General features: G+C 66.4%; 18 protein-coding genes. 14 read left to right on the top strand and 4 right to left on the bottom strand.

Annotated features, from left to right (window positions below; genetic code table 11):
- The first annotated feature begins 71 nt into the window (after positions 1-71).
- The 4 genes from AC3WJT_RS17200 to AC3WJT_RS17185 are packed head-to-tail and all read left to right on the top strand — an operon-like array spanning position 72 to position 6,077.
- A complete protein-coding gene (locus AC3WJT_RS17200; RefSeq protein WP_492344360.1) occupies positions 72-1,304 on the top strand; it encodes a TolC family protein in 1,233 nt (410 codons plus the stop codon).
- Positions 1,301-2,551 (top strand): efflux RND transporter periplasmic adaptor subunit, encoded by a 1,251-nt coding sequence (locus AC3WJT_RS17195; protein WP_492344359.1) that lies wholly within the window; start codon positions 1,301-1,303, stop codon positions 2,549-2,551. Before AC3WJT_RS17200 ends, AC3WJT_RS17195 begins: the two co-directional genes overlap by 4 nt.
- Positions 2,548-5,697 carry an efflux RND transporter permease subunit gene (locus AC3WJT_RS17190; RefSeq protein ID WP_492344358.1) on the top strand — a complete coding sequence of 1,050 codons (3,150 nt, stop codon included), beginning with the start codon at positions 2,548-2,550 and terminating at the stop codon, positions 5,695-5,697. The genes AC3WJT_RS17195 and AC3WJT_RS17190 overlap by 4 nt, the downstream gene beginning before the upstream one ends.
- Positions 5,694-6,077 carry a copper-binding protein gene (locus tag AC3WJT_RS17185; RefSeq protein ID WP_492344357.1) on the top strand — a complete coding sequence of 128 codons (384 nt, stop codon included), beginning with the start codon at positions 5,694-5,696 and terminating at the stop codon, positions 6,075-6,077. The genes AC3WJT_RS17190 and AC3WJT_RS17185 overlap by 4 nt, the downstream gene beginning before the upstream one ends.
- A 42-nt stretch (positions 6,078-6,119) precedes the next feature.
- Here AC3WJT_RS17185 and AC3WJT_RS17180 read toward each other — a convergent pair whose 3' ends face one another.
- The gene (locus tag AC3WJT_RS17180; RefSeq protein WP_492344356.1) at positions 6,120-6,392 is read right to left on the bottom strand and encodes a hypothetical protein; all 273 of its coding nucleotides are present in this window, start codon (positions 6,390-6,392) and stop codon (positions 6,120-6,122) included.
- Between the two features lie 180 nt (positions 6,393-6,572).
- Here AC3WJT_RS17180 and AC3WJT_RS17175 point away from each other — a divergent pair, with 180 nt between their 5' ends.
- The 5 genes from AC3WJT_RS17175 (at position 6,573) to AC3WJT_RS17155 (ending at position 10,910) form a co-directional block, all read left to right on the top strand.
- The gene (locus tag AC3WJT_RS17175; protein WP_492344355.1) at positions 6,573-6,902 is read left to right on the top strand and encodes a copper-binding protein; all 330 of its coding nucleotides are present in this window, start codon (positions 6,573-6,575) and stop codon (positions 6,900-6,902) included.
- 247 nt (positions 6,903-7,149) lie between these two features.
- Complete coding sequence (locus AC3WJT_RS17170) at positions 7,150-7,650, top strand: DUF2231 domain-containing protein (RefSeq protein ID WP_492344354.1); 501 nt, start codon at positions 7,150-7,152, stop codon at positions 7,648-7,650.
- 98 nt (positions 7,651-7,748) lie between these two features.
- Complete coding sequence (locus AC3WJT_RS17165) at positions 7,749-9,470, top strand: copper resistance system multicopper oxidase (RefSeq protein ID WP_492344353.1); 1,722 nt, start codon at positions 7,749-7,751, stop codon at positions 9,468-9,470.
- Positions 9,467-10,417: a copper resistance protein B gene (locus AC3WJT_RS17160; RefSeq protein ID WP_492344352.1), complete on the top strand. Its 951-nt coding sequence runs from the start codon at positions 9,467-9,469 to the stop codon at positions 10,415-10,417. Before AC3WJT_RS17165 ends, AC3WJT_RS17160 begins: the two co-directional genes overlap by 4 nt.
- A 22-nt stretch (positions 10,418-10,439) precedes the next feature.
- A complete protein-coding gene (locus AC3WJT_RS17155) occupies positions 10,440-10,910 on the top strand; it encodes a DUF4440 domain-containing protein (RefSeq protein WP_492344351.1) in 471 nt (156 codons plus the stop codon).
- Here AC3WJT_RS17155 and AC3WJT_RS17150 read toward each other — a convergent pair.
- From AC3WJT_RS17150 to AC3WJT_RS17140, 3 genes are all read right to left on the bottom strand, one after another.
- A complete protein-coding gene (locus AC3WJT_RS17150) occupies positions 10,907-11,482 on the bottom strand; it encodes an RNA polymerase sigma factor (protein ID WP_492344350.1) in 576 nt (191 codons plus the stop codon). The two genes, AC3WJT_RS17155 and AC3WJT_RS17150, sit on opposite strands and share 4 nt — an antisense overlap.
- Positions 11,479-11,922, bottom strand: coding sequence for a periplasmic heavy metal sensor (locus tag AC3WJT_RS17145; RefSeq protein WP_492344349.1), 444 nt, complete (start codon positions 11,920-11,922; stop codon positions 11,479-11,481). Before AC3WJT_RS17145 ends, AC3WJT_RS17150 begins: the two co-directional genes overlap by 4 nt.
- Positions 11,923-12,049: 127 nt before the next feature.
- Complete coding sequence (locus AC3WJT_RS17140; RefSeq protein WP_492344348.1) at positions 12,050-12,325, bottom strand: metal-sensitive transcriptional regulator; 276 nt, start codon at positions 12,323-12,325, stop codon at positions 12,050-12,052.
- Between the two features lie 231 nt (positions 12,326-12,556).
- Between AC3WJT_RS17140 and AC3WJT_RS17135 the strand changes: the two genes are divergently transcribed.
- The 5 genes from AC3WJT_RS17135 (at position 12,557) to AC3WJT_RS17115 (ending at position 17,663) form a co-directional block, all read left to right on the top strand.
- Positions 12,557-12,844: a hypothetical protein gene (locus tag AC3WJT_RS17135; protein ID WP_492344347.1), complete on the top strand. Its 288-nt coding sequence runs from the start codon at positions 12,557-12,559 to the stop codon at positions 12,842-12,844.
- 20 nt (positions 12,845-12,864) lie between these two features.
- Complete coding sequence (locus AC3WJT_RS17130) at positions 12,865-13,098, top strand: DUF2933 domain-containing protein (protein ID WP_492344346.1); 234 nt, start codon at positions 12,865-12,867, stop codon at positions 13,096-13,098.
- 283 nt (positions 13,099-13,381) lie between these two features.
- Positions 13,382-15,730: a heavy metal translocating P-type ATPase gene (locus tag AC3WJT_RS17125; RefSeq protein ID WP_492344345.1), complete on the top strand. Its 2,349-nt coding sequence runs from the start codon at positions 13,382-13,384 to the stop codon at positions 15,728-15,730.
- Positions 15,731-15,844: 114 nt separating this feature from the next.
- Positions 15,845-16,945, top strand: a complete 1,101-nt coding sequence (locus tag AC3WJT_RS17120) for an acyltransferase family protein (RefSeq protein ID WP_492344344.1) — start codon at positions 15,845-15,847, stop codon at positions 16,943-16,945.
- Positions 16,946-17,042: 97 nt separating this feature from the next.
- Positions 17,043-17,663, top strand: coding sequence for a Spy/CpxP family protein refolding chaperone (locus AC3WJT_RS17115; RefSeq protein WP_492344343.1), 621 nt, complete (start codon positions 17,043-17,045; stop codon positions 17,661-17,663).

The raw sequence follows: 17,663 nt of genomic DNA, 5'->3' as shown, positions 1-17,663 counted from the left end.
CCTCGACTGACCGCCGGCCGCTGTGTGCGCCGGCCGCTGGCGCTTGCGCGCCGTCATGAGGAGTTTGGAGCATGTCTCCTGCAAAATTGGCGTGGCTGCTCGCCCTGAGCGCCACCGCCGTCTCGGCCCAGGCCGAGCCGCTGACCTTTGATCAGGCGTTGGCTCGCGCTGCAGATACCGCACCGAGTTTGAAGGCCGCCGCGCTGCGCGTTGACGCGGCGCGTTCGACCAAACGCGGCGCAGGCGTTCTGCCCGATCCAAAGCTCGCGTTCGGAATCGAGAATGTTCCAATCTCCGGTCCCTTCGCGGGCCGGTTCGGGGCGGACGAGATGACCATGGCCAGTGTCGGGGTCATTCAGGACATGCCCAGCCGGCCTGCCCGCCGGGCGCAGACTGAGCGCGCCCAAGCCGAGGTCGGCATGGCCGGCGCTCAGGCTGGTCTCGAAGCCCGCGCGGTTCGGCTGGCCGCCGCCCAAGCCTGGGTCGATCTCTACTATGCCCAGGCGCGCCTGGGCGCGCTGGACGACATTGAGAAAGCCCTCAAGCCGATGCTCGACACGGCGCCTTCGGCGGTCACGAGGGGCGCGAGACCTGCCGAGACCATCGATCCGGCGGAATGGTTGTTGGGCTTGGCCGACCGGCGTAGTGCCCTCGTGGCGGACATCGCCAAGGCACAAGCAGCCCTGGTGCGCTGGACCGGGGACCCGGACGCCAGCGTGACCGGCATGGCGCCGCATTGGGAGGTCGATCCGGTCCTGCTCCGCGCCGGGCTGGATCGTCATCCGACCCTGCTGGCCTTCGACGCCGGGGTGCGCGTGGCCGATGCCGATGTGGCCGGCGCCAAGGCGGCCGTATCGCCAGACTGGAGCTGGGAGCTGGCCTACCAGAAGCGCGACCCGATGTTCGGCGACATGGTCTCGGCGCGGGTGACCGTGAGCCTGCCGCTCCGCCAAGGGGAGCGACAGGGGCCGGCTATCGATGCCCGAACGACCGACGCCACGCGGGCGCGGATCGACCGGGAGGCCGCGCGGCGTGAACTCATCGCCGCTCTGGAAGCCGATCTGGCCGATCACCGGATGCACCATGACCTGTGGGCGCGAGCGCGGGACACCCGCCTGCCCCTGGCCCAGCGCCGGGCCGATCTGGAGACCGCCAGCTACGCGGCCGGAACTGCCGGCCTGCCGGACGTGCTGGCCGCCTTCACCGCCCTCGCCGACGCCAGGCTCGATGTCCTCGACAAGGAAGCCGAGACCCTGCGCGACGCCGTGCGGATCAACCTCATCTACGGAACGGACGCGTCATGAGCGCCTTCAATCAGATTTCTCGCACCCAGATCGTGGTTGGCGCCGTCGCGCTGGTATTGATCGCCGGCGCGGGCGGCTACGGGCTGGCGCATCTGGGCAAGCCTGGGGAGCCGACTCCGCCTCCCGACAAAGCGGCCGAGCGCAAGATCCTCTACTGGTATGACCCGATGATCCCGATGGAGAGATACCCGGGGCCGGGCAAGTCGTCCATGAACATGGACTTGATCCCCAAATACGCCGAGGAAACCAGCGGAGCCGGGGTTCGCATCGATCCGGCCAGCCTCCAGAACCTTGGCGGCCGGGTCGTCGCGGTCACCCGAGGAACGCTCCCGTCAGGTCTCACAGTGACGGGCAGCGTGGACTTCAATCAGCGCGATGTGGCCATTGTCCAGGCGAGGGCGAGCGGATTCGTGCAGCGGGTCTATGGCCGCGCGCCGGGCGATGTGGTCCGCGCTGGCGCTCCGATAGCCGATGTCCTGATCCCCGACTGGGGCGGCGCCCAGGCCGAGTATATCGCCGTCCGGCGCACAGGTGACGGACGACTGACCCAGGCCGCGCGGCAGCGGCTGGTGCTGCTCGGTATGCCTGATGGCCTTATCAGTCAGGTTGAACGAACGGGTCGTCCGCAGACCGTGGCGACGATCTCGACGCCGACCGGCGGGGTGATCCGCACCCTCAGCGTCAGAGCGGGCATGACAGTTTCGGGCGGCCAGACCCTAGCGGAGATCAGCGGACTCGGCACGGTCTGGGTCAACGCGGCCATTCCCGAAGCCATGACCGGACAGGTTCGGCCGGGATCATCGGCGAGGGTGACCTTCGCCGCCTACCCCGGAGAAACCTTCGTCGGCCGCGTCTCGGCGGTCCTGCCGGAAGCCCAGGGTGAGACGCGGACCCTAACCGCGCGGATTGAACTGGCCAACCGGGCTGGTCGGCTCAAACCCGGCATGTTCGCCACCGTCCAACTCGGCGAGACCGCCAGGCCAGCCCTTCTGGTTCCGTCAGAGGCCGTCATCCGCACGGGCAAGCGGACCCTGGTGATGTTGGCGCTGGATGGCGGTCGCTATCGGCCCGCCGAGGTGCGGACGGGTCGGGAAGCCGGCGGCCAGACCGAAATCCTCGCCGGACTTGATGAGGGTGAAAAGATCGTCGCGTCCGGCCAGTTCCTGATCGCCTCCGAGGCCAGCCTCTCCGGCGTCCAGGCCCGCCTGATCCGTGACGAAGGCATGACCATGGGCGGGCGGCCATGATCGCCGCCCTGATCCGCTGGTCGGTCGCCAATCGGTTCTTCGTTGTGTTGGCCGCCGTGGCCCTGATCGGCGCTGGCGTCTGGGCCGTGCGCGACACACCCGTGGATGCCCTGCCAGACCTCTCCGACGTGCAGGTGGTCATCCGCACCAGCTATCCCGGCCAGGCGCCGCAGATCGTCGAGAACCAGGTCACCTATCCGCTGGCCACGACCATGTTGTCGGTGCCGGGCGCGAGGGTCGTGCGTGGCTATTCCTTCTTCGGCGACAGCTTTGTCTACGTGCTGTTCAAGGACGGGACCGACCTCTACTGGGCGCGGTCGCGGGTTCTGGAATATCTCAACCAGGTCCAGAGCCGCCTGCCGGAGACCGCCAAGCCGGCGCTTGGGCCAGACGCGACCGGCGTTGGCTGGATCTATGAATACGCCCTGATCGACCGCACAGGCCGTCATGACCTGTCGCAGCTCCGGTCCCTGCAGGACTGGTTCTTGCGTTATGAGCTCAAGAGCCTGCCCGGCGTGGCCGAGGTCGCCAGCATCGGCGGCATGGTCAAACAGTATCAGGTGGTTCTCGATCCGGTGAAGCTGGCCGCCTACGGCGTCACCCATCAGCAGGTGGTCGAAGCGATCAAACGGGCCAACGGCGAGACCGGCGGTTCGGTGCTGGAGCTCGCCGAGGCCGAATACATGGTCCGGGCCAGCGGCTACCTGAAGACGATCGATGATTTCCGCGCCGTGCCACTGCGCGCCGCCGGAGGGACGCCAGTTCTGCTCGGTGATGTCGCGACCATCCAGATCGGACCGGAGATGCGGCGCGGTATCGCCGAGCTGGACGGCCAGGGCGAGGTCGCCGGCGGGGTCATCATCCTTCGGTCCGGTGAGAACGCCAGGGCGACCATCGCGGCCGTTCAGGCCAGGCTGACCGAGCTCAAACGAAGCCTGCCGCCGGGCGTGGAGGTGGTGACCACCTATGACCGCTCCAAGCTGATCGACCGGGCGATTGAGAATCTCACCGGCAAGCTCGGTGAAGAGTTCATCATCGTCGCCCTCGTTTGCGGCATGTTCCTCTGGCACGTCCGCTCGGCGCTGGTCGCCATCCTGACCCTGCCGCTGGGCGTGCTGATCGCCTTCATCATCATGCGGCTGCAGGGGGTGAACGCCGACATCATGTCGCTGGGCGGCATCGCCATCGCCATCGGGGCCATGGTCGATGCGGCCGTGGTGATGATCGAAAACGCTCACAAGAAGATCGAGCGTTGGGAACACGATCATCCCGGCAAGAGGCTCGAAGGCGATGAACGCTGGCAGGTGATTACCGACGCCGCCGTCGAGGTCGGGCCGGCGTTGTTCTTCAGCCTGGTGATCATCACCCTGTCGTTCGTGCCGGTGTTCACCCTGCAGGCTCAGGAGGGGCGGCTGTTCTCGCCGCTGGCATTCACCAAGACCTACGCCATGGCCGGGGCCGCGCTGTTGTCGGTGACCCTGGTCCCGGTGTTGATGGGCTGGCTGATCCGGGGGCGCATACCGGCTGAGAACGACAACTTGCTGAACCGCTGGCTGACCGGGGTCTATCGTCCGACTCTGGACTGGGTGCTGGACCGGCCGCGCACGGCGCTGGTCATCGCCGCCCTGGTGTTCGCCACCACGGCCTGGCCGCTGTCGCAGCTGGGCGGGGAGTTCATCCCGCCGATGGACGAGGGCGACCTGCTCTACATGCCCTCGGCGCTGCCAGGACTCTCGGCGGCCAAGGCTTCAGAGCTGCTGCAACAGACCGACCGGATGATCCGCACTGTTCCGGAGGTGAAGAGCGTGTTCGGCAAGGCCGGCCGCGCCGAAAGCGCCACCGACCCCGCACCGCTGGAAATGTTCGAGACCACCATCCAGTTCAAGGCACGCGATCAATGGCGGCAAGGCATGACGCCTGAGGGACTGATCGAGGCGCTGGACAGCGCGGTGCAGGTCCCCGGCCTCACCAACGTCTGGGTGCCGCCAATCCGTAACCGCATCGACATGCTGGCCACCGGCATCAAGAGCCCTATCGGGGTGAAGGTGTCGGGGTCTGATCTCACTGAGCTGGACCGCGTCGCCCATGATGTGGAGGCGGTGGCCAAGCGCACGCCGGGGGTCAGTTCGGCGCTCGCCGAGCGGCTGACCGGCGGGCGCTATGTGGACGTGGACATCGATCGCGGCGCCGCCGCCCGGTTCGGGCTCAACATCGCCGACGTGCAGGAGATCGTCGCTGGCGCCATCGGCGGTGAAACTGTCGGCCAGACGGTCGAGGGGCTGGCCCGCTACCCCATCAGTGTCCGCTATCCTCGCGAGATCCGGGACAGCCTGGAAGGTCTGCGCGCCCTGCCGATCCTCACGGCCGCCGGGCAACAGATCACGTTGGGCACGGTAGCGGCGGTCACGGTCACGGACGGCCCGCCGATGCTGAAGACCGAAAACGGCCGGCCCTCGACATGGGTCTATGTCGATGTGCGCGGGCGTGACCTGGCGTCCGTGGTCAAGGACCTGCGCGCCGCCGTCACGCGGGACGTGAAGCTCTCGCCCGGCGTCTCCATCGCCTACTCAGGCCAGTTCGAGTCCCTGGAACGGGCGGCGGCCCGGCTGAAGCTGGTGGTGCCGGCCACCCTGCTGATCATCTTCGTGCTGCTCTATGTGATCTTCCGGCGGTTCGACGAAGCGGCCCTGATCATGGGGACGCTGCCTTTCGCCCTGACCGGCGGCATCTGGACCCTCTATCTGCTCGGCTACCACCAGTCGGTCGCCACTGGCGTGGGGTTCATCGCCCTCGCCGGCGTATCGGCCGAGTTCGGGGTGGTGATGCTGATCTACCTCAAGCACGCCCTGGCGGATCGCGGCGACCATCCAGACCGCGACCAGGTCGAGGTCGCCGTGCGCGAGGGCGCGCTGCTGCGGGTCAGGCCCAAGGCTATGACCGTCGCCGTGATCCTCGCCGGCCTGCTGCCCATCCTGCTCGGCCATGGCGCCGGGTCGGAAGTGATGAGCCGCATCGCCGCCCCGATGATCGGCGGCATGCTCACCGCGCCGCTTCTGTCGATGCTCGTTCTGCCCGCCGCCTACCTGCTGCTTCGGCGGCGGCGAAACCGTTCCGTTCAACCGCCTCACCAAGGAGACACACCATGAAGCGCCTTCCCGTGATCCTGACCATCGCCGTCCTGGGCGCGACCCTCGCCGCCTGTGGCAAGAAGCCCGCCGAGCAGGCCGCTGATGCTCAACCTCCCGCCGCAGTCGCATCAGCCCCCAGCGACACCATGGCCGGAATGGACATGTCCGATGCCGTCATGGCCAAAGGGACAGGAACGGTAACCGCTATCGACAAAGCCACGGGCATGATCACGCTCGACCATGGCCCCATCGACGCCCTGAAATGGCCTGCGATGACCATGGAGTTCAAGGCTACGCCGGCGACCCTGCTCGACACTGTGAAGGTTGGCGACAAGGTGACCTTCGATCTGAAGATGATGGATGGAACCGGCGAGGTCACGGCTATCCAGGCGCAGTAGATCCTGATCGGGTTAGCGGATCGAAGTCGGCATCTGCTTCGATCAACGCCCTCCTTCGAGCAGCGTCGATGGTGCGAGAGCGTCGGCGGTTGCGAAGATGGACGGCTTGGGCGCGGACGCGGCGGTCAGACCGCCGACGCCGGTTCCCAGAACCAGGGCGATGCCCACGGCGGCCATGCGGGCGGGCGCGAGACCGGCTCTCGCCGACCGCTCATGGGCGATCAGGCGATGCACGTCGTATTCGACAGCGCCGAGCTCACGATCCAGGTCCTGGTCGCGAAGCTGCGTCAGCAAGCGGTCCAATCGGTCGTTCAATTCCTGAGTCTCACGCCCTGCACTCCATCACTATACGCGCTGCCCCTTCAAATCCCCCAGGTCGGTCAGAGCTTTTTCTCTCAGACCTTTCACCCGGGCGATGAGGGCTGCTCAAGCCAGGCGCGTATATCCCCCTGAAGCGCCACCGCGCACTGACCCGAGAGACCACAGGAGTTTGTGATGAAGTCCAATCTGATGATCGCGGCGCTGGCCGCCGCGCTGTCGTCCGCCGGGATGGCGGTCCCCGCTCTTGCCCACAATGGCGAAGACCACGGCACCGCGCCCCAGGCAGCGTCGGGGGAAGGCGTGATCAAGGCGGTCGATGCAAAGGCCGGCACGGTGGTGATCGCGCACGGTCCGATCGCCGCGCTCAAGTGGCCCGCCATGACCATGAAGTTCAAGGTCGAGTCCGCCGCCGTCCTGAAGGGCGTGACCGTCGGCAAGAAGGTCCACTTCGTTCTGAAGAACGAACACGGCAAGCCCGTCGTCTCCGAAATCCACGTCCTGTGACGCCAGGCGCGGGCGTGGTCCTGAAGATCACGCCCGTGACCGCAATCGAAAACGCCAGGGGGCCAAGACCATGACGAACACGACCGCAAGGCCTTGGCTGGCTGGTATACTTGGGCTGTTTCTGGCAGTCGGCCTTACCGCTTCGCCCCTGAGTGCGCGGGAAAACGACGACGCTCCTGTCCCGGCGGCAGCGCCCGCGACGGCGGCCGCCGCGACAGTGTCCCCTGAGGATATGCCTGTCACGGACATGGCCTGGCCGACGGGTGACGACGACGGCGTGATGATGAGCCACAAGGCCAGGCCGACGACCTTCGAGGGGCGTTTATTGGCCTGGATCGGCATGTGGCACCCGGCGGCTATCCACTTCCCCATCGCCCTCCTGCTGACGGTGGCCTTCCTTGAGGGACTGGCGGCCGTCCGGCGCAGGCCGATCTACACGGCGAGCAACAAGATCCTGCTCGCGGTCGGTGTCGCCGGCGCGTTTGTCGCCGCGCCGATGGGCTGGCTGAACGCGGGACTACCGACACCCGACGACAGCTTTGCCTTGACGGTTCACCGCTGGCTTGGAACCGCCATGCCCTTCCTGCTGTTGGCGTTGTGGTTCCTGAAGAGACCGGCAGAGCAGGCCGCCGCACGCCTGAGTTCGCGTGGGTATGAGGCGCTGCTGATCGCCACTGTGCTGTTGATCCTGGTGCAGGCCTATTTCGGCGCGGTGGTCACCCACGGCGCCGAGCACATGATGTTCTGACGCCTGAATGCCGAGCTGGATCAACGCGAGGGGCGCGGGTTGATCTCAAAGACAGATCAGGGCCGACGCCGCGCGTTGCCCGTCCATTTGAGGTTTTGATGCCCAGTATCGCCCGCCGCACGCTCCTGAGAAACGCCGGCCTGCTTGGGGCAGGCATGGCGATGACCAGCTTGTTCCCCGCCTGGGCGCGGAGCAATTCAGGCGGCCTTGTCCGCGACCTTCCCATGCTCTCAGGCGCCGACATCAAGCTGCGCATCGGCCATACGGCCTGGCCGATTGATGGGCGTCACGGTCATGCCGTCACCATCAACGGCACCGTTCCAGGACCTATAATCCGGCTCAAGGAAGGGCAGATCGCCCGCATCGCGGTGACCAACGACCTGGACGAGGACACCTCGATCCACTGGCATGGCCTGATCGTGCCGTTCCAGATGGACGGCGTTCCCGGCGTCAGCTTCCCGGGCATCAAGCCGGGCGAGACCTTCGTCTACGAGTTCCCGGTCGTGCAGTCTGGGACCTATTGGTATCACAGTCACTCGGGCCTGCAGGAGCTGCAAGGGCACTACGCCCCCATCGTCATCGAGCCCAGAGACGCCGATCCCGTCGCCTACGACCGGGAGCATGTGGTGGTCCTGGGCGACTTCTCCTTCGAGCATCCGCACATCGTCTACCGGAAGCTCAAGCAGCAGGCCGGCGTGTTTAACATGCAGAAGGAAACCGTCGCCGGCCTGCTCGCCGGTCGCGACCAGAGCTTCAAAGATCGGGTCGAGTGGGCGAAGATGCGGATGGACCCGACCGACATCTCTGATGTCACCGGCTCGGTCTACACCTACCTCATCAACGGCCACGGCCCGCAGGACAACTGGACCGCCCTGTTCAAGCCCGGCGAGCGCGTGCGGCTGCGGTTCATCAACGCGGCGGCGATGACCATCTTCAACGTCCGCATCCCCGGCCTGTCGATGACCGTGGTTCAGGCGGACGGCCAGAACGTGAAGCCGGTCACCGTGGACGAGTTTCAGCTCTCCAACGCCGAGACCTACGATGTCATCGTCCAACCGACCGAGGACCGGGCCTTCACCCTGGTCGCCGAGGCAGTTGATCGCTCGGGCATGGCGCGCGCCACACTGGCCCCGCGCCCCGGCATGGTCGCTGCTGTGCCGCCGCTGCGCGAGCGCCCTGTCGCCACCATGCGGGACATGGGAATGGACATGGGCGGCATGGACATGGGCAGCGAGGGCGGCATGTCGATGGACGGCATGGATATGTCCATGCGCAACGGCGACAACGCCCCTCAGGTCAAGCTGGGGCCTGGCGTCCAGATGATTGCGCCGATGCCCGTGGATCGCACGGGAGAGCCCGGGCAGGGCCTCCAGGATGTCGGGCACAAGGTGCTGGTCTACACAGACCTTGAGGCTCTGGCGCCCAACCCGGACACCCGGACGCCATCCCGTTCCCTTGAGCTGCATCTGACCGGCAACATGGAACGGTTCATGTGGTCATTCGATGGAGAGTCCTACAGCGAAGTCACCAAGCCGATCCCGTTCCGACTGAACGAGCGGGTCCGGATCACCCTGGTCAACGACACGATGATGTCGCACCCGATCCACACGCACGGGCATTTCTTCGAGCTGCTTGTGGGGCCAAAGGGCCGACATCCTCGAAAGCACACGGTGAATGTCGCGCCGGGAGGAAAGGTCTCGGTCGACCTGACAACCGACGCCCCGGGCGACTGGGCGCTCCACTGCCACATGTTGATGCACATGCATGCCGGAATGTTCCGCGTCATGAGCGTCCGCCCGCTGACGGGGGAAGGCGCATGAGGACGCTCTCGATCCTGACGGCGATCCTGGCCGTCTCCGCAACGCCCGCCCTGGCCCAGCACGCGGGCCATCCGATGCCCCCAGCCGATCCGGCGCCAAGGGCCGCCCCGACCGCTGCGCCGGTTCAGGCTTCCCAACCGCCCGCAGCTCAGGCGGATATGGCGGCAATGCCGGGCATGGATGCCCCGACCCCGGATGCGTCTGATGAAGTCGTCGGCGACGAACCTGCTCCGCTGGTTCCCGCTGATTTCGCAGCGGACAGCGTATTCGACCCGGCGGCGATGGCCCGCGCACGGAGCCAGCTTCACATGGAGCATGGCGGCGGCATCTACTCGAAGGCGATGATCAGCCTCGGTGAGTATCAATTCCGCGACGGCGAGGATGGCTACCGCTGGGAAGGCGAAGCCTGGGTCGGCGGCGACATCAATCGGTTCGTTGTGAAGACCGAGGGCGAAGGCACCGACGAGTTGGAAAGCGCCGAAGTGCAGGCGCTCTATTCGCGGGCGGTCAGTCCCTTCTTTGATCTCCAGGCCGGCGTCCGGCAGGATTTCCAGTCGGGGCCGAAGCGCACCTACGCCAGCGTCGGATTTGAAGGCGTCGCGCCCTATTGGTTCGAGACATCTGGCGCCCTGTTCCTGTCCAGCAAGGGCGAGCTGTTCGGCCGGCTGGAAGGAACCTACGACCTGCGTCTGACGCAACGCTGGATCTTGCAGCCGCGCGTCGAAGCCAACCTCACCGGCCAGGACATTCCCGAACTGGAGCTGGGCTCCGGCGTCTCCAACATCGAGCTGGGCCTGCGGCTCCGCTACGAGATCAAGCGGGAGTTCGCGCCTTATGTGGGCGTCTCGTTCGACCGCAAGTTCGGCGGCACGGCCGACTACGCCCACATAGCAGGCAAGGAGGTCGAAGCCACGAGCTTCGTCATCGGCGTGCGCGCATGGTTCTAACCCCCGACATCGGAGTCTCCCCGTGGTTCTAAAAGCCCTCGCAGTTTCCCTGTGCCTTGCCGGAGCGTCCATTGCCGCATCAGCTCCCGCCACCCCGGTCCAGGCCGCCACGCCCGCGTCCAGTCCGCTTGCCGTTGTCGAGCAGTTCCATGCAGCGATGAAGCGTGGCGACGCCGCAGCGGTGGCCGCGTTGATGGCCGACGACGCGGTCATCTACGAGCAGGGCTGGGTCGAGGTCTCGAAGGAGGAGTATGTCACCGGGCATCTGCCGGGCGACATCGCCTATAGCGCAGGCATGACCGACCAGGTGGTGAGCCGGCGCGTCTCGACCAGCCGCTCATTCGCTGTGGTCATGACCCAGAGCCGGACGACTGGAACCTATGAGGGCAAGCCGGTGGACCGGGAAGGCACCGAAACCATGGTGCTGAAACGGGTGAAGGGCGCCTGGCTCATCACCCACATCCACTGGTCGTCGCACGCGAAGAAGACCTAGACCTCGTCGAGGGTCAGAGCTTCCGCCAGCGCCTTGCGCGCGCGGTAGACCCGCAGCTCGATGGCCTTGGCGGTCAACCCGAGAATGCGGCCGGCGTCTTCGTGGCTGAGTTCCTCCAGCGCCGTCAGGATCAGCGGCTCCTTGAGCCCTTGCGGCAGGTTCGCCACGGCTCGGTCCAGCCGAGATAGGCGTTGCTGGTCCAGCACCGCCGCCTCGGGCGACGGCGTATCGTCCGTCAGGTTCAGTCCAACCTGGCCATCAATGGGATCGCTCCATGTGAGCCAACGACGCACCGCGCGTCGCCTGGACCAGTCCCGACATTTGTTGAGCGCGATGCTCCGCAGCCAGGTCGGAAACGATCGGGCGGCATCATAGCGTTTGAGGGCCGTCCAGGCCGCCGCGAAGGTCTCCTGAAGGAGATCGTAGGCCTCGTCAGGATTGCCCGTGTAACGGCGAATGAAGCGATAAAGCCCATCCTTGTGGCGGGCGATCAGCCGAGCGAAAGCGCGCTCGTCGCCCGCGACTGCACTGGCGGCAAGCTGGTCGTCCGGCGCTTCGAAGTCCGGGCTCACCGATCCTCTTCGGTGAGCGCCGCGATCACTTCCGCGTCGAACGTCTTGGCCTGCTGCGGCGTCAGGACCGCCCGCATGTCGAACACATGGGCGATAGTCGCCTTCTGCAGGGCGCCCATGGCCATGTGCAGATGGTCGATGGCGGCCTCCACCTGTGGCGAGTCCTTGTGGCCCTCGCGAATGGCGGCGGCAAGTTCACGGTTGGCCGCCCGGATATCAGCTTCCAGTCCCTTGCGTTCGAGCGCGTAGTTTTCTTCGATGGCGTCGAGCTTGCGTGACTGTTCGGGGGTCAGCTTCAGATCCCGGTGGACCATGTCGTGCAGCGAAGGTCCGGCGGTCTGGTGGCTGATCACGTAGTAGGCGCAGGCCGAGGCGCCGCCGCCGGCCGCCAGGACGGCGAGGACCACGGTGATCAGCAGATTGCGCAATCCGGGCTTCATCCGTGCATCTCCATCAAGGCGGGTGGTCGATCATGCAGCCCGTCTCCAGACCTACGCGCGACCCTGCCGAACCCCTCGCTTGCGCAAGAGGATGGCAGGCTGCCCGCGTCGTTGACGTTGGCGAGGTTCATCGCATCGACCGCTGCAACAGCGTGATCAGTTCATCGGCCTTCTGCCGCTGCTCTTGCGGGTCTCCGCTGCTGATGGCGGAGGCGACGCAGTGGTCGATATGCTCACGCATGAGTTCGGTCTCAACCTTCGACAGGGCGGCCTTCACCGCCTGAAGCTGGGTCATGATGTCGATGCAGTAGCGATCTTCATCGACCATCCGGGCGATGCCGCGCACCTGACCTTCGATCCGGTTCAGGCGATTGAGCAGTTTTGGCTTGTTCTCGCGGTTCACGATGCACCTCTCTTTGGACCCCGGATATAAGCCGCCTGGGGGTATTTCCACATACCCCACAGGGGTGTTGGTCAGGATGCTCGGTCGCATTGTCGGCCGACGCCGTGCTTGGAGGCCGAATATGCTCTCTCCCAGGCGGAACAAGCATCGCCGGGCCGGGTTTGATCCCTATCAACGCGTGACCCTTGCTGGTCAGCTAGTCATCGCGCGGAAACCCTCGGAGATAGTGCGATGACTGAGATCAATGCACACGCGCCCGCAACGCCACCGCTAGGTGTCGTCCGCTGCGCGGCGACTGGCGCCGTGGTGCTCGCCGTAAACTTCGCCCTGTGTTGGGCGGCCACGGCCCTGAACGCGTTCCCCGCCTCGCACATGTTCGTCGCCCTGTTCACGACGGCCCCGGAGGCGTCGGGGTTGGCGCTTGGCATCGGCCTTTGCGCGGCTCTGGCGTTCGGCGCATTGACCGGCGCCATGACGGCGATGGCCTACAACCTGTTCAGGGGCCTTGAGCCGCGCTGAGACGGGCTCCGGAGCCAGACATGACCGCCAGGTTCAAGAGCTTCCTGACGATGACCGCCGTCGCGGTTGGCTCGGCCGTTCTGTTCTGGCTGCTGCGAGACCATTGGGGCCACGCCCTTGGGGCCTTGCCCTACCTTCTCTTTCTCGCCTGCCCGGTGATGCATCTGTTCATGCATCACGGCCACGGAAACGGACATCACCATCATGACCACCCGCCAAGACAAGACGAGCCAACAGCTCGACCAGGCTCTTGACCAGAGCTTCCCTGCTAGTGACCCGCCGGCTCTGACCGAACCTGCAGGCGATGCGCGGGATGTGGCCGGCTGCTGCTGCAATCCCGACCCGCCAGCGCAGATCGCCCAACCCGTCATCGTAGCAGAGAAGGCGTCTGGCTGCTGTGGCGGCAAGGGAATGACCGGACCGGCCTAAGGCGGCGTTCGCGTCAATTCTGCCAGCCCGCCAAGGCATCCTTGAAATACCCACATGGGGTATATAGCTAGGTCTCGTATTCGCGGTCGATCTGCCCAAGGAGACGCTATGAACGAGACGCATGCATCCTGCCATCACAACGGCCACGATCATGGCCCGGTTGCGGACGGCAAGGTTCTTGATCCGGTCTGCGGCATGTCGGTCGATCCGGCCACGTCGAAGCATCACCTCGAACACGCGGGACTGACCCACCACTTCTGCTCGGCCGGTTGCCTGACGAAGTTCCAGGCTGATCCGGAGAAATACCTTTCCAAGGGTCGCGCCGAGGCGCCACCCGCTCCCGCCGGGACGATCTACACCTGCCCCATGCATCCCCAGATCCGCCAGATCGGCCCCGGCTCCTGTCCGATTTGCGGGATGGCGCTGGAGCCTGAAACCGTCACGGCCGACTCCGGCCCCAACCCCGAACTCGCGGACATGACGCGTCGGTTCTGGGTCGCCGTGGCGCTGAGCCTGCCGGTCTTTGCCCTGGAGATGGGCAGCCATCTCTTCAACCTGCACGCCCTGATGCCGGGCCAACTGTCCAACTGGGTGCAGTTCGCTCTGGCGACGCCGGTGGTCCTGTGGGCCGGGTGGCCGTTCTTCGAGCGGGGCTGGGCGTCCCTGCGAACCCGCAACCTCAACATGTTCACCCTGATCGCGATGGGGGTCGGCGTCGCTTGGGCCTACAGCGTAGTCGCCGTGGCCGCGCCTGCTGTCTTCCCTGCCGCCTTCCGCAACATGGACGGAAGTGTGCCGGTCTACTTCGAGGCGGCGGCGGTGATCACCGCGCTGGTGTTGCTCGGCCAGGTGCTGGAGCTGGGCGCCCGTGAGCGCACGTCGGGGGCCTTGAAGGCCCTGCTCGATCTCGCACCCAAGACGGCGCGGCGTATCCGCCCGGATGGAACCGACGAGGAAGCCACTCTCGACCTGATCGTGGTCGGTGACCGCCTACGGGTCCGTCCGGGCGAGAAGGTCCCGGTCGATGGCGAGATCGTCGAAGGGCGGGCCTCGCTCGACGAGTCCATGGTCACCGGCGAGTCCATGCCGGTTACCCGCACGGTCGGCGAGGCCGTCATCGGCGGGGCGATCAACAAGACCGGGTCCTTCGTCATGCGCGCCGACAAGGTCGGGGCCGACACCCTGCTGTCGCAGATCGTCCAGATGGTCGCCCAGGCCCAGCGTAGCCGGGCGCCGATCCAGCGTCTGGCGGACAAGGTGTCCGGCTGGTTCGTGCCGGCCGTGATCCTCGTCTCCGCGTTGGCCTTCGTCGCCTGGGCGCTTGTCGGCCCCGACCCGCGCTTCAGCTATGGCCTGGTCGCCGCCGTGTCTGTGCTGATCATCGCCTGTCCCTGTGCGCTGGGCCTGGCCACGCCGATCTCGATCATGGTCGGCGTCGGACGGGGCGCCCAGGCCGGCGTGCTGATCAAGAACGCCGAGGCCCTCGAACGCTTCGAGAAGGTCGACACCCTGGTCGTCGACAAGACGGGCACGCTTACGGAAGGGCGTCCGGCGGTGACCGCTTTGCAGCCCGTGGCCGGCCTCGACAGGCTGGAGTTTCTGCGGCTCGTGGCCAGTCTCGAACGCGGCAGCGAACACCCTCTCGCCGAGGCCATCCTGCGGGCGGCGAAGGAGGAGAACGTCACCCTCGCGGAGGCGACCGACTTCGACTCTCCGGTCGGTCGCGGCGTGTTCGGCGTGGTGGACGGTCGCAAGATCGCCATCGGCAGCCGGTCCTTCGTCCAGGAACAGGGCGCGGACATCGCCCTGCTGGAGACCGATGCCGATGCCCTGCGCCGGCAAGGCGCGACGGTCGTCTTTGTCGCCCTGGACGGCGCGCTCGGCGGCTTCATCGGCATCGCCGATCCGATCAAGAGCAATGCCCGGGCGACCATCGACGACCTGAAGGCCGCCGGCCTGCGCATCGTCATGATGACCGGCGACAACGAGACCACCGCGCGGGCCGTCGCGGATCGCCTCGGCATCACCGAGGTGGCCGCCGAAGTGTTGCCCCAGGACAAGGCCTCGGTCGTCCAGCGCCTGCGTGGCGAAGGCCGGGTGGTGGCGATGGCCGGCGACGGCGTCAATGATGCTCCGGCGCTGGCGGCGGCCGATGTCGGCATCGCCATGGGCGCGGGCGCCGACGTGGCCATCGAGAGTGCAGGCGTGACCCTGTTGGGAGGCGACCTGACCGGCATTCTGAAAGCGCGCACCCTCTCCCGCGCGGTCATGCGTAACATCCGGCAGAACCTGGTGTTCGCCTTCATCTACAACGTCGGCGGCGTGCCCATCGCGGCGGGCGTCCTGTATCCTGTCTTCGGCCTGCTGCTCTCACCGGCCATCGCGGCGGCGGCCATGGCGCTCTCCTCGGTCAGCGTCATCGGCAATGCGCTGAGGCTCCGCGCCGTAAAACTCTAGGCTCTGCCCGATCATGAGGGGTCCGCCCACTCCAGCCGTATAGCCCTTCAAGGGCTCCCTGACCCAAGCGCCCAAGCGGGCGTTTCGGCAAGGGCTGCCGCGCGGGGGCGAAGCATGTATCCGAACGACATCCGGCCGCTGACATCGCTGCGGATCGTGGCGGCGATGTGGGTGCTGGCCTACCACTTCCGCGACCACCTCGGACTGGACGTGGACAGGCTCGGGCTGGTGGCCAAAGGCTACCTCGGGGTGGACCTGTTCTTCATCCTGTCCGGGTTCATCCTCAGCCACGTCTACCTGTCCCGGTGGGAGGCCAGGACGTTCAACTACGGATCGTTCCTGTGGGCGCGGCTGTCGCGCATCTACCCGGTCCATCTGGTGACGCTGACGGCAACTATCGTCATCTGGCTGGTGGCTATGAAGATGGGCGCGACCTTCGATCCCATCGCCTTCGACCCGGCGGTCCTGCCGCAGCACCTGCTCCTGATCCATGCCTGGGGGACGACGCCCTCGGTCCAGTGGAACTTCCCGTCCTGGTCGATCTCGGCGGAATGGTTTGCCTATCTCGCCTTCCCGGCGGCGGCGGTTCTGGTGCTGACGTTCAAGCGGGCGGCCTGGGCGGCGGTCCTCGTCGCGCTGGGCGTGTTCGCCCTGATGTTCTGGGCCGTGGAAAGCCATGGCCTCCCTCTATCGGAGGTCACCCGTCTGGGGTTCATCCGCATCATCCCGGCCTTCCTGCTGGGTGCGGCGCTTTACCAGCTCGGAAGGACGGTCATGCTGCCGCGTGGGCTCGCCCTGGGCGGCGCGGTGGCGGCGGTGGTCTGGATCGTTATCGCCGCCTCGATAGGCCTCAGCGACGCCCTCATATGGCCTGCGTTCGGGCTTCTGATCTTCTCCCTGGCCGAGGCCTCGAAGACCGGCGCGCACGGGATCATGAGCGCCGCCTGGCTGGTCTACCTCGGCGAGGTCTCCTACTCGGTCTACATGTCCCACTTGCCGATCGACATCGCCTATTTCCATGCCCTTGACCGGCTCGCGCCGGACATCAGCGGCGCAGCGGCGTGGATGGCCTGGGGCGGCGTCTTCGTCGCGACCCTGCTCGCCGCAATGGCAACCTATCACCTGGTCGAGCGCCCGGCGCGGAACTGGATGCGAGCCCATGATCCTTTCGCCCGAAAGCCCGCGTCGGAACCGCCTCATGAGCCGGTGATCTGACGGCCCCGGCGACAGGCGAGGACCTATCTCTCACTCAGGCCGGAACGTAACGCCCGGCGGCATGTTTGCGACAGATCAAGGATGCAGGGACAGGTCGGTGGATACTGCGCTGATCGGATCAGCCTGGTCCAGAAAGCCGAACACCATGACCATGTCCTTCAAGCCCCTGCTGCTCGTCGCCGCCCTCTCGTTGGCCACCTCGGCCTATGCAGCTGAACAACCCGCGCCGCCTCATGATCACGGCCCAGCCGCCGATCCGGCAGCCGCTCCCGCCGCGCCGGCCGGCCCCGCCGCAAAGGGCGGCATGATGGCCATGGACGGGATGATGGACATGGGGCCGATGCACTGCATGGGCCTGTCCGAGCAGCGCCTTTCCAGCCTGAAGGCGCAGCTCGACATCACCGACAGGCAAGTCAGGGCCTGGAACGCCTTCGCGGCGGCCGTGAAAACCGACGCTCATCCCATGCCCGCCGGCATGACCATGCCGATGCCCATGAAGCCGGGCGGCATGCCGGGCATGATGGGCGACGGCGGCATGATGGCGACGATGATGTCCAAACCGCTCCCCGAGCGTCTCGCGCATCATGAGATGATGATGAAGGAGCACCTGAAGGCGCTCCACAAGGTCCGGACGGCGGTCACCGGCCTCTATCGCGTCCTGGCCCCGGATCAGCGGGTTATGGCGGACAAGAGCCTTTGCGGCGGGATGGCGCACTAG

Source organism: Caulobacter sp. FW305-C-30-S16, from assembly GCF_058783025.1.
Note: the sequence above shows the minus strand (reverse complement) of the source record. Positions and strands in the feature narration are given on the sequence as shown.

Excerpts from the sequence above, each read along its gene's own strand:
- AC3WJT_RS17160 (WP_492344352.1), top strand. The coding sequence starts at position 9,467 with ATGAGGACGCTCTCGATCCTGACGGCGATCCTGGCCGTCTCCGCAACG.
- AC3WJT_RS17200 (WP_492344360.1), top strand. The coding sequence starts at position 72 with ATGTCTCCTGCAAAATTGGCGTGGCTGCTCGCCCTGAGCGCCACCGCC.
- AC3WJT_RS17195 (WP_492344359.1), top strand. The coding sequence starts at position 1,301 with ATGAGCGCCTTCAATCAGATTTCTCGCACCCAGATCGTGGTTGGCGCC.
- AC3WJT_RS17170 (WP_492344354.1), top strand. The coding sequence starts at position 7,150 with ATGGCCTGGCCGACGGGTGACGACGACGGCGTGATGATGAGCCACAAG.
- AC3WJT_RS17135 (WP_492344347.1), top strand. The coding sequence starts at position 12,557 with ATGACTGAGATCAATGCACACGCGCCCGCAACGCCACCGCTAGGTGTC.
- AC3WJT_RS17190 (WP_492344358.1), top strand. The coding sequence starts at position 2,548 with ATGATCGCCGCCCTGATCCGCTGGTCGGTCGCCAATCGGTTCTTCGTT.
- AC3WJT_RS17165 (WP_492344353.1), top strand. The coding sequence starts at position 7,749 with ATGCCCAGTATCGCCCGCCGCACGCTCCTGAGAAACGCCGGCCTGCTT.
- AC3WJT_RS17130 (WP_492344346.1), top strand. The coding sequence starts at position 12,865 with ATGACCGCCAGGTTCAAGAGCTTCCTGACGATGACCGCCGTCGCGGTT.
- AC3WJT_RS17145 (WP_492344349.1), bottom strand. The coding sequence starts at position 11,922 with ATGAAGCCCGGATTGCGCAATCTGCTGATCACCGTGGTCCTCGCCGTC.
- AC3WJT_RS17125 (WP_492344345.1), top strand. The coding sequence starts at position 13,382 with ATGAACGAGACGCATGCATCCTGCCATCACAACGGCCACGATCATGGC.
- AC3WJT_RS17120 (WP_492344344.1), top strand. The coding sequence starts at position 15,845 with ATGTATCCGAACGACATCCGGCCGCTGACATCGCTGCGGATCGTGGCG.
- AC3WJT_RS17185 (WP_492344357.1), top strand. The coding sequence starts at position 5,694 with ATGAAGCGCCTTCCCGTGATCCTGACCATCGCCGTCCTGGGCGCGACC.
- AC3WJT_RS17175 (WP_492344355.1), top strand. The coding sequence starts at position 6,573 with ATGAAGTCCAATCTGATGATCGCGGCGCTGGCCGCCGCGCTGTCGTCC.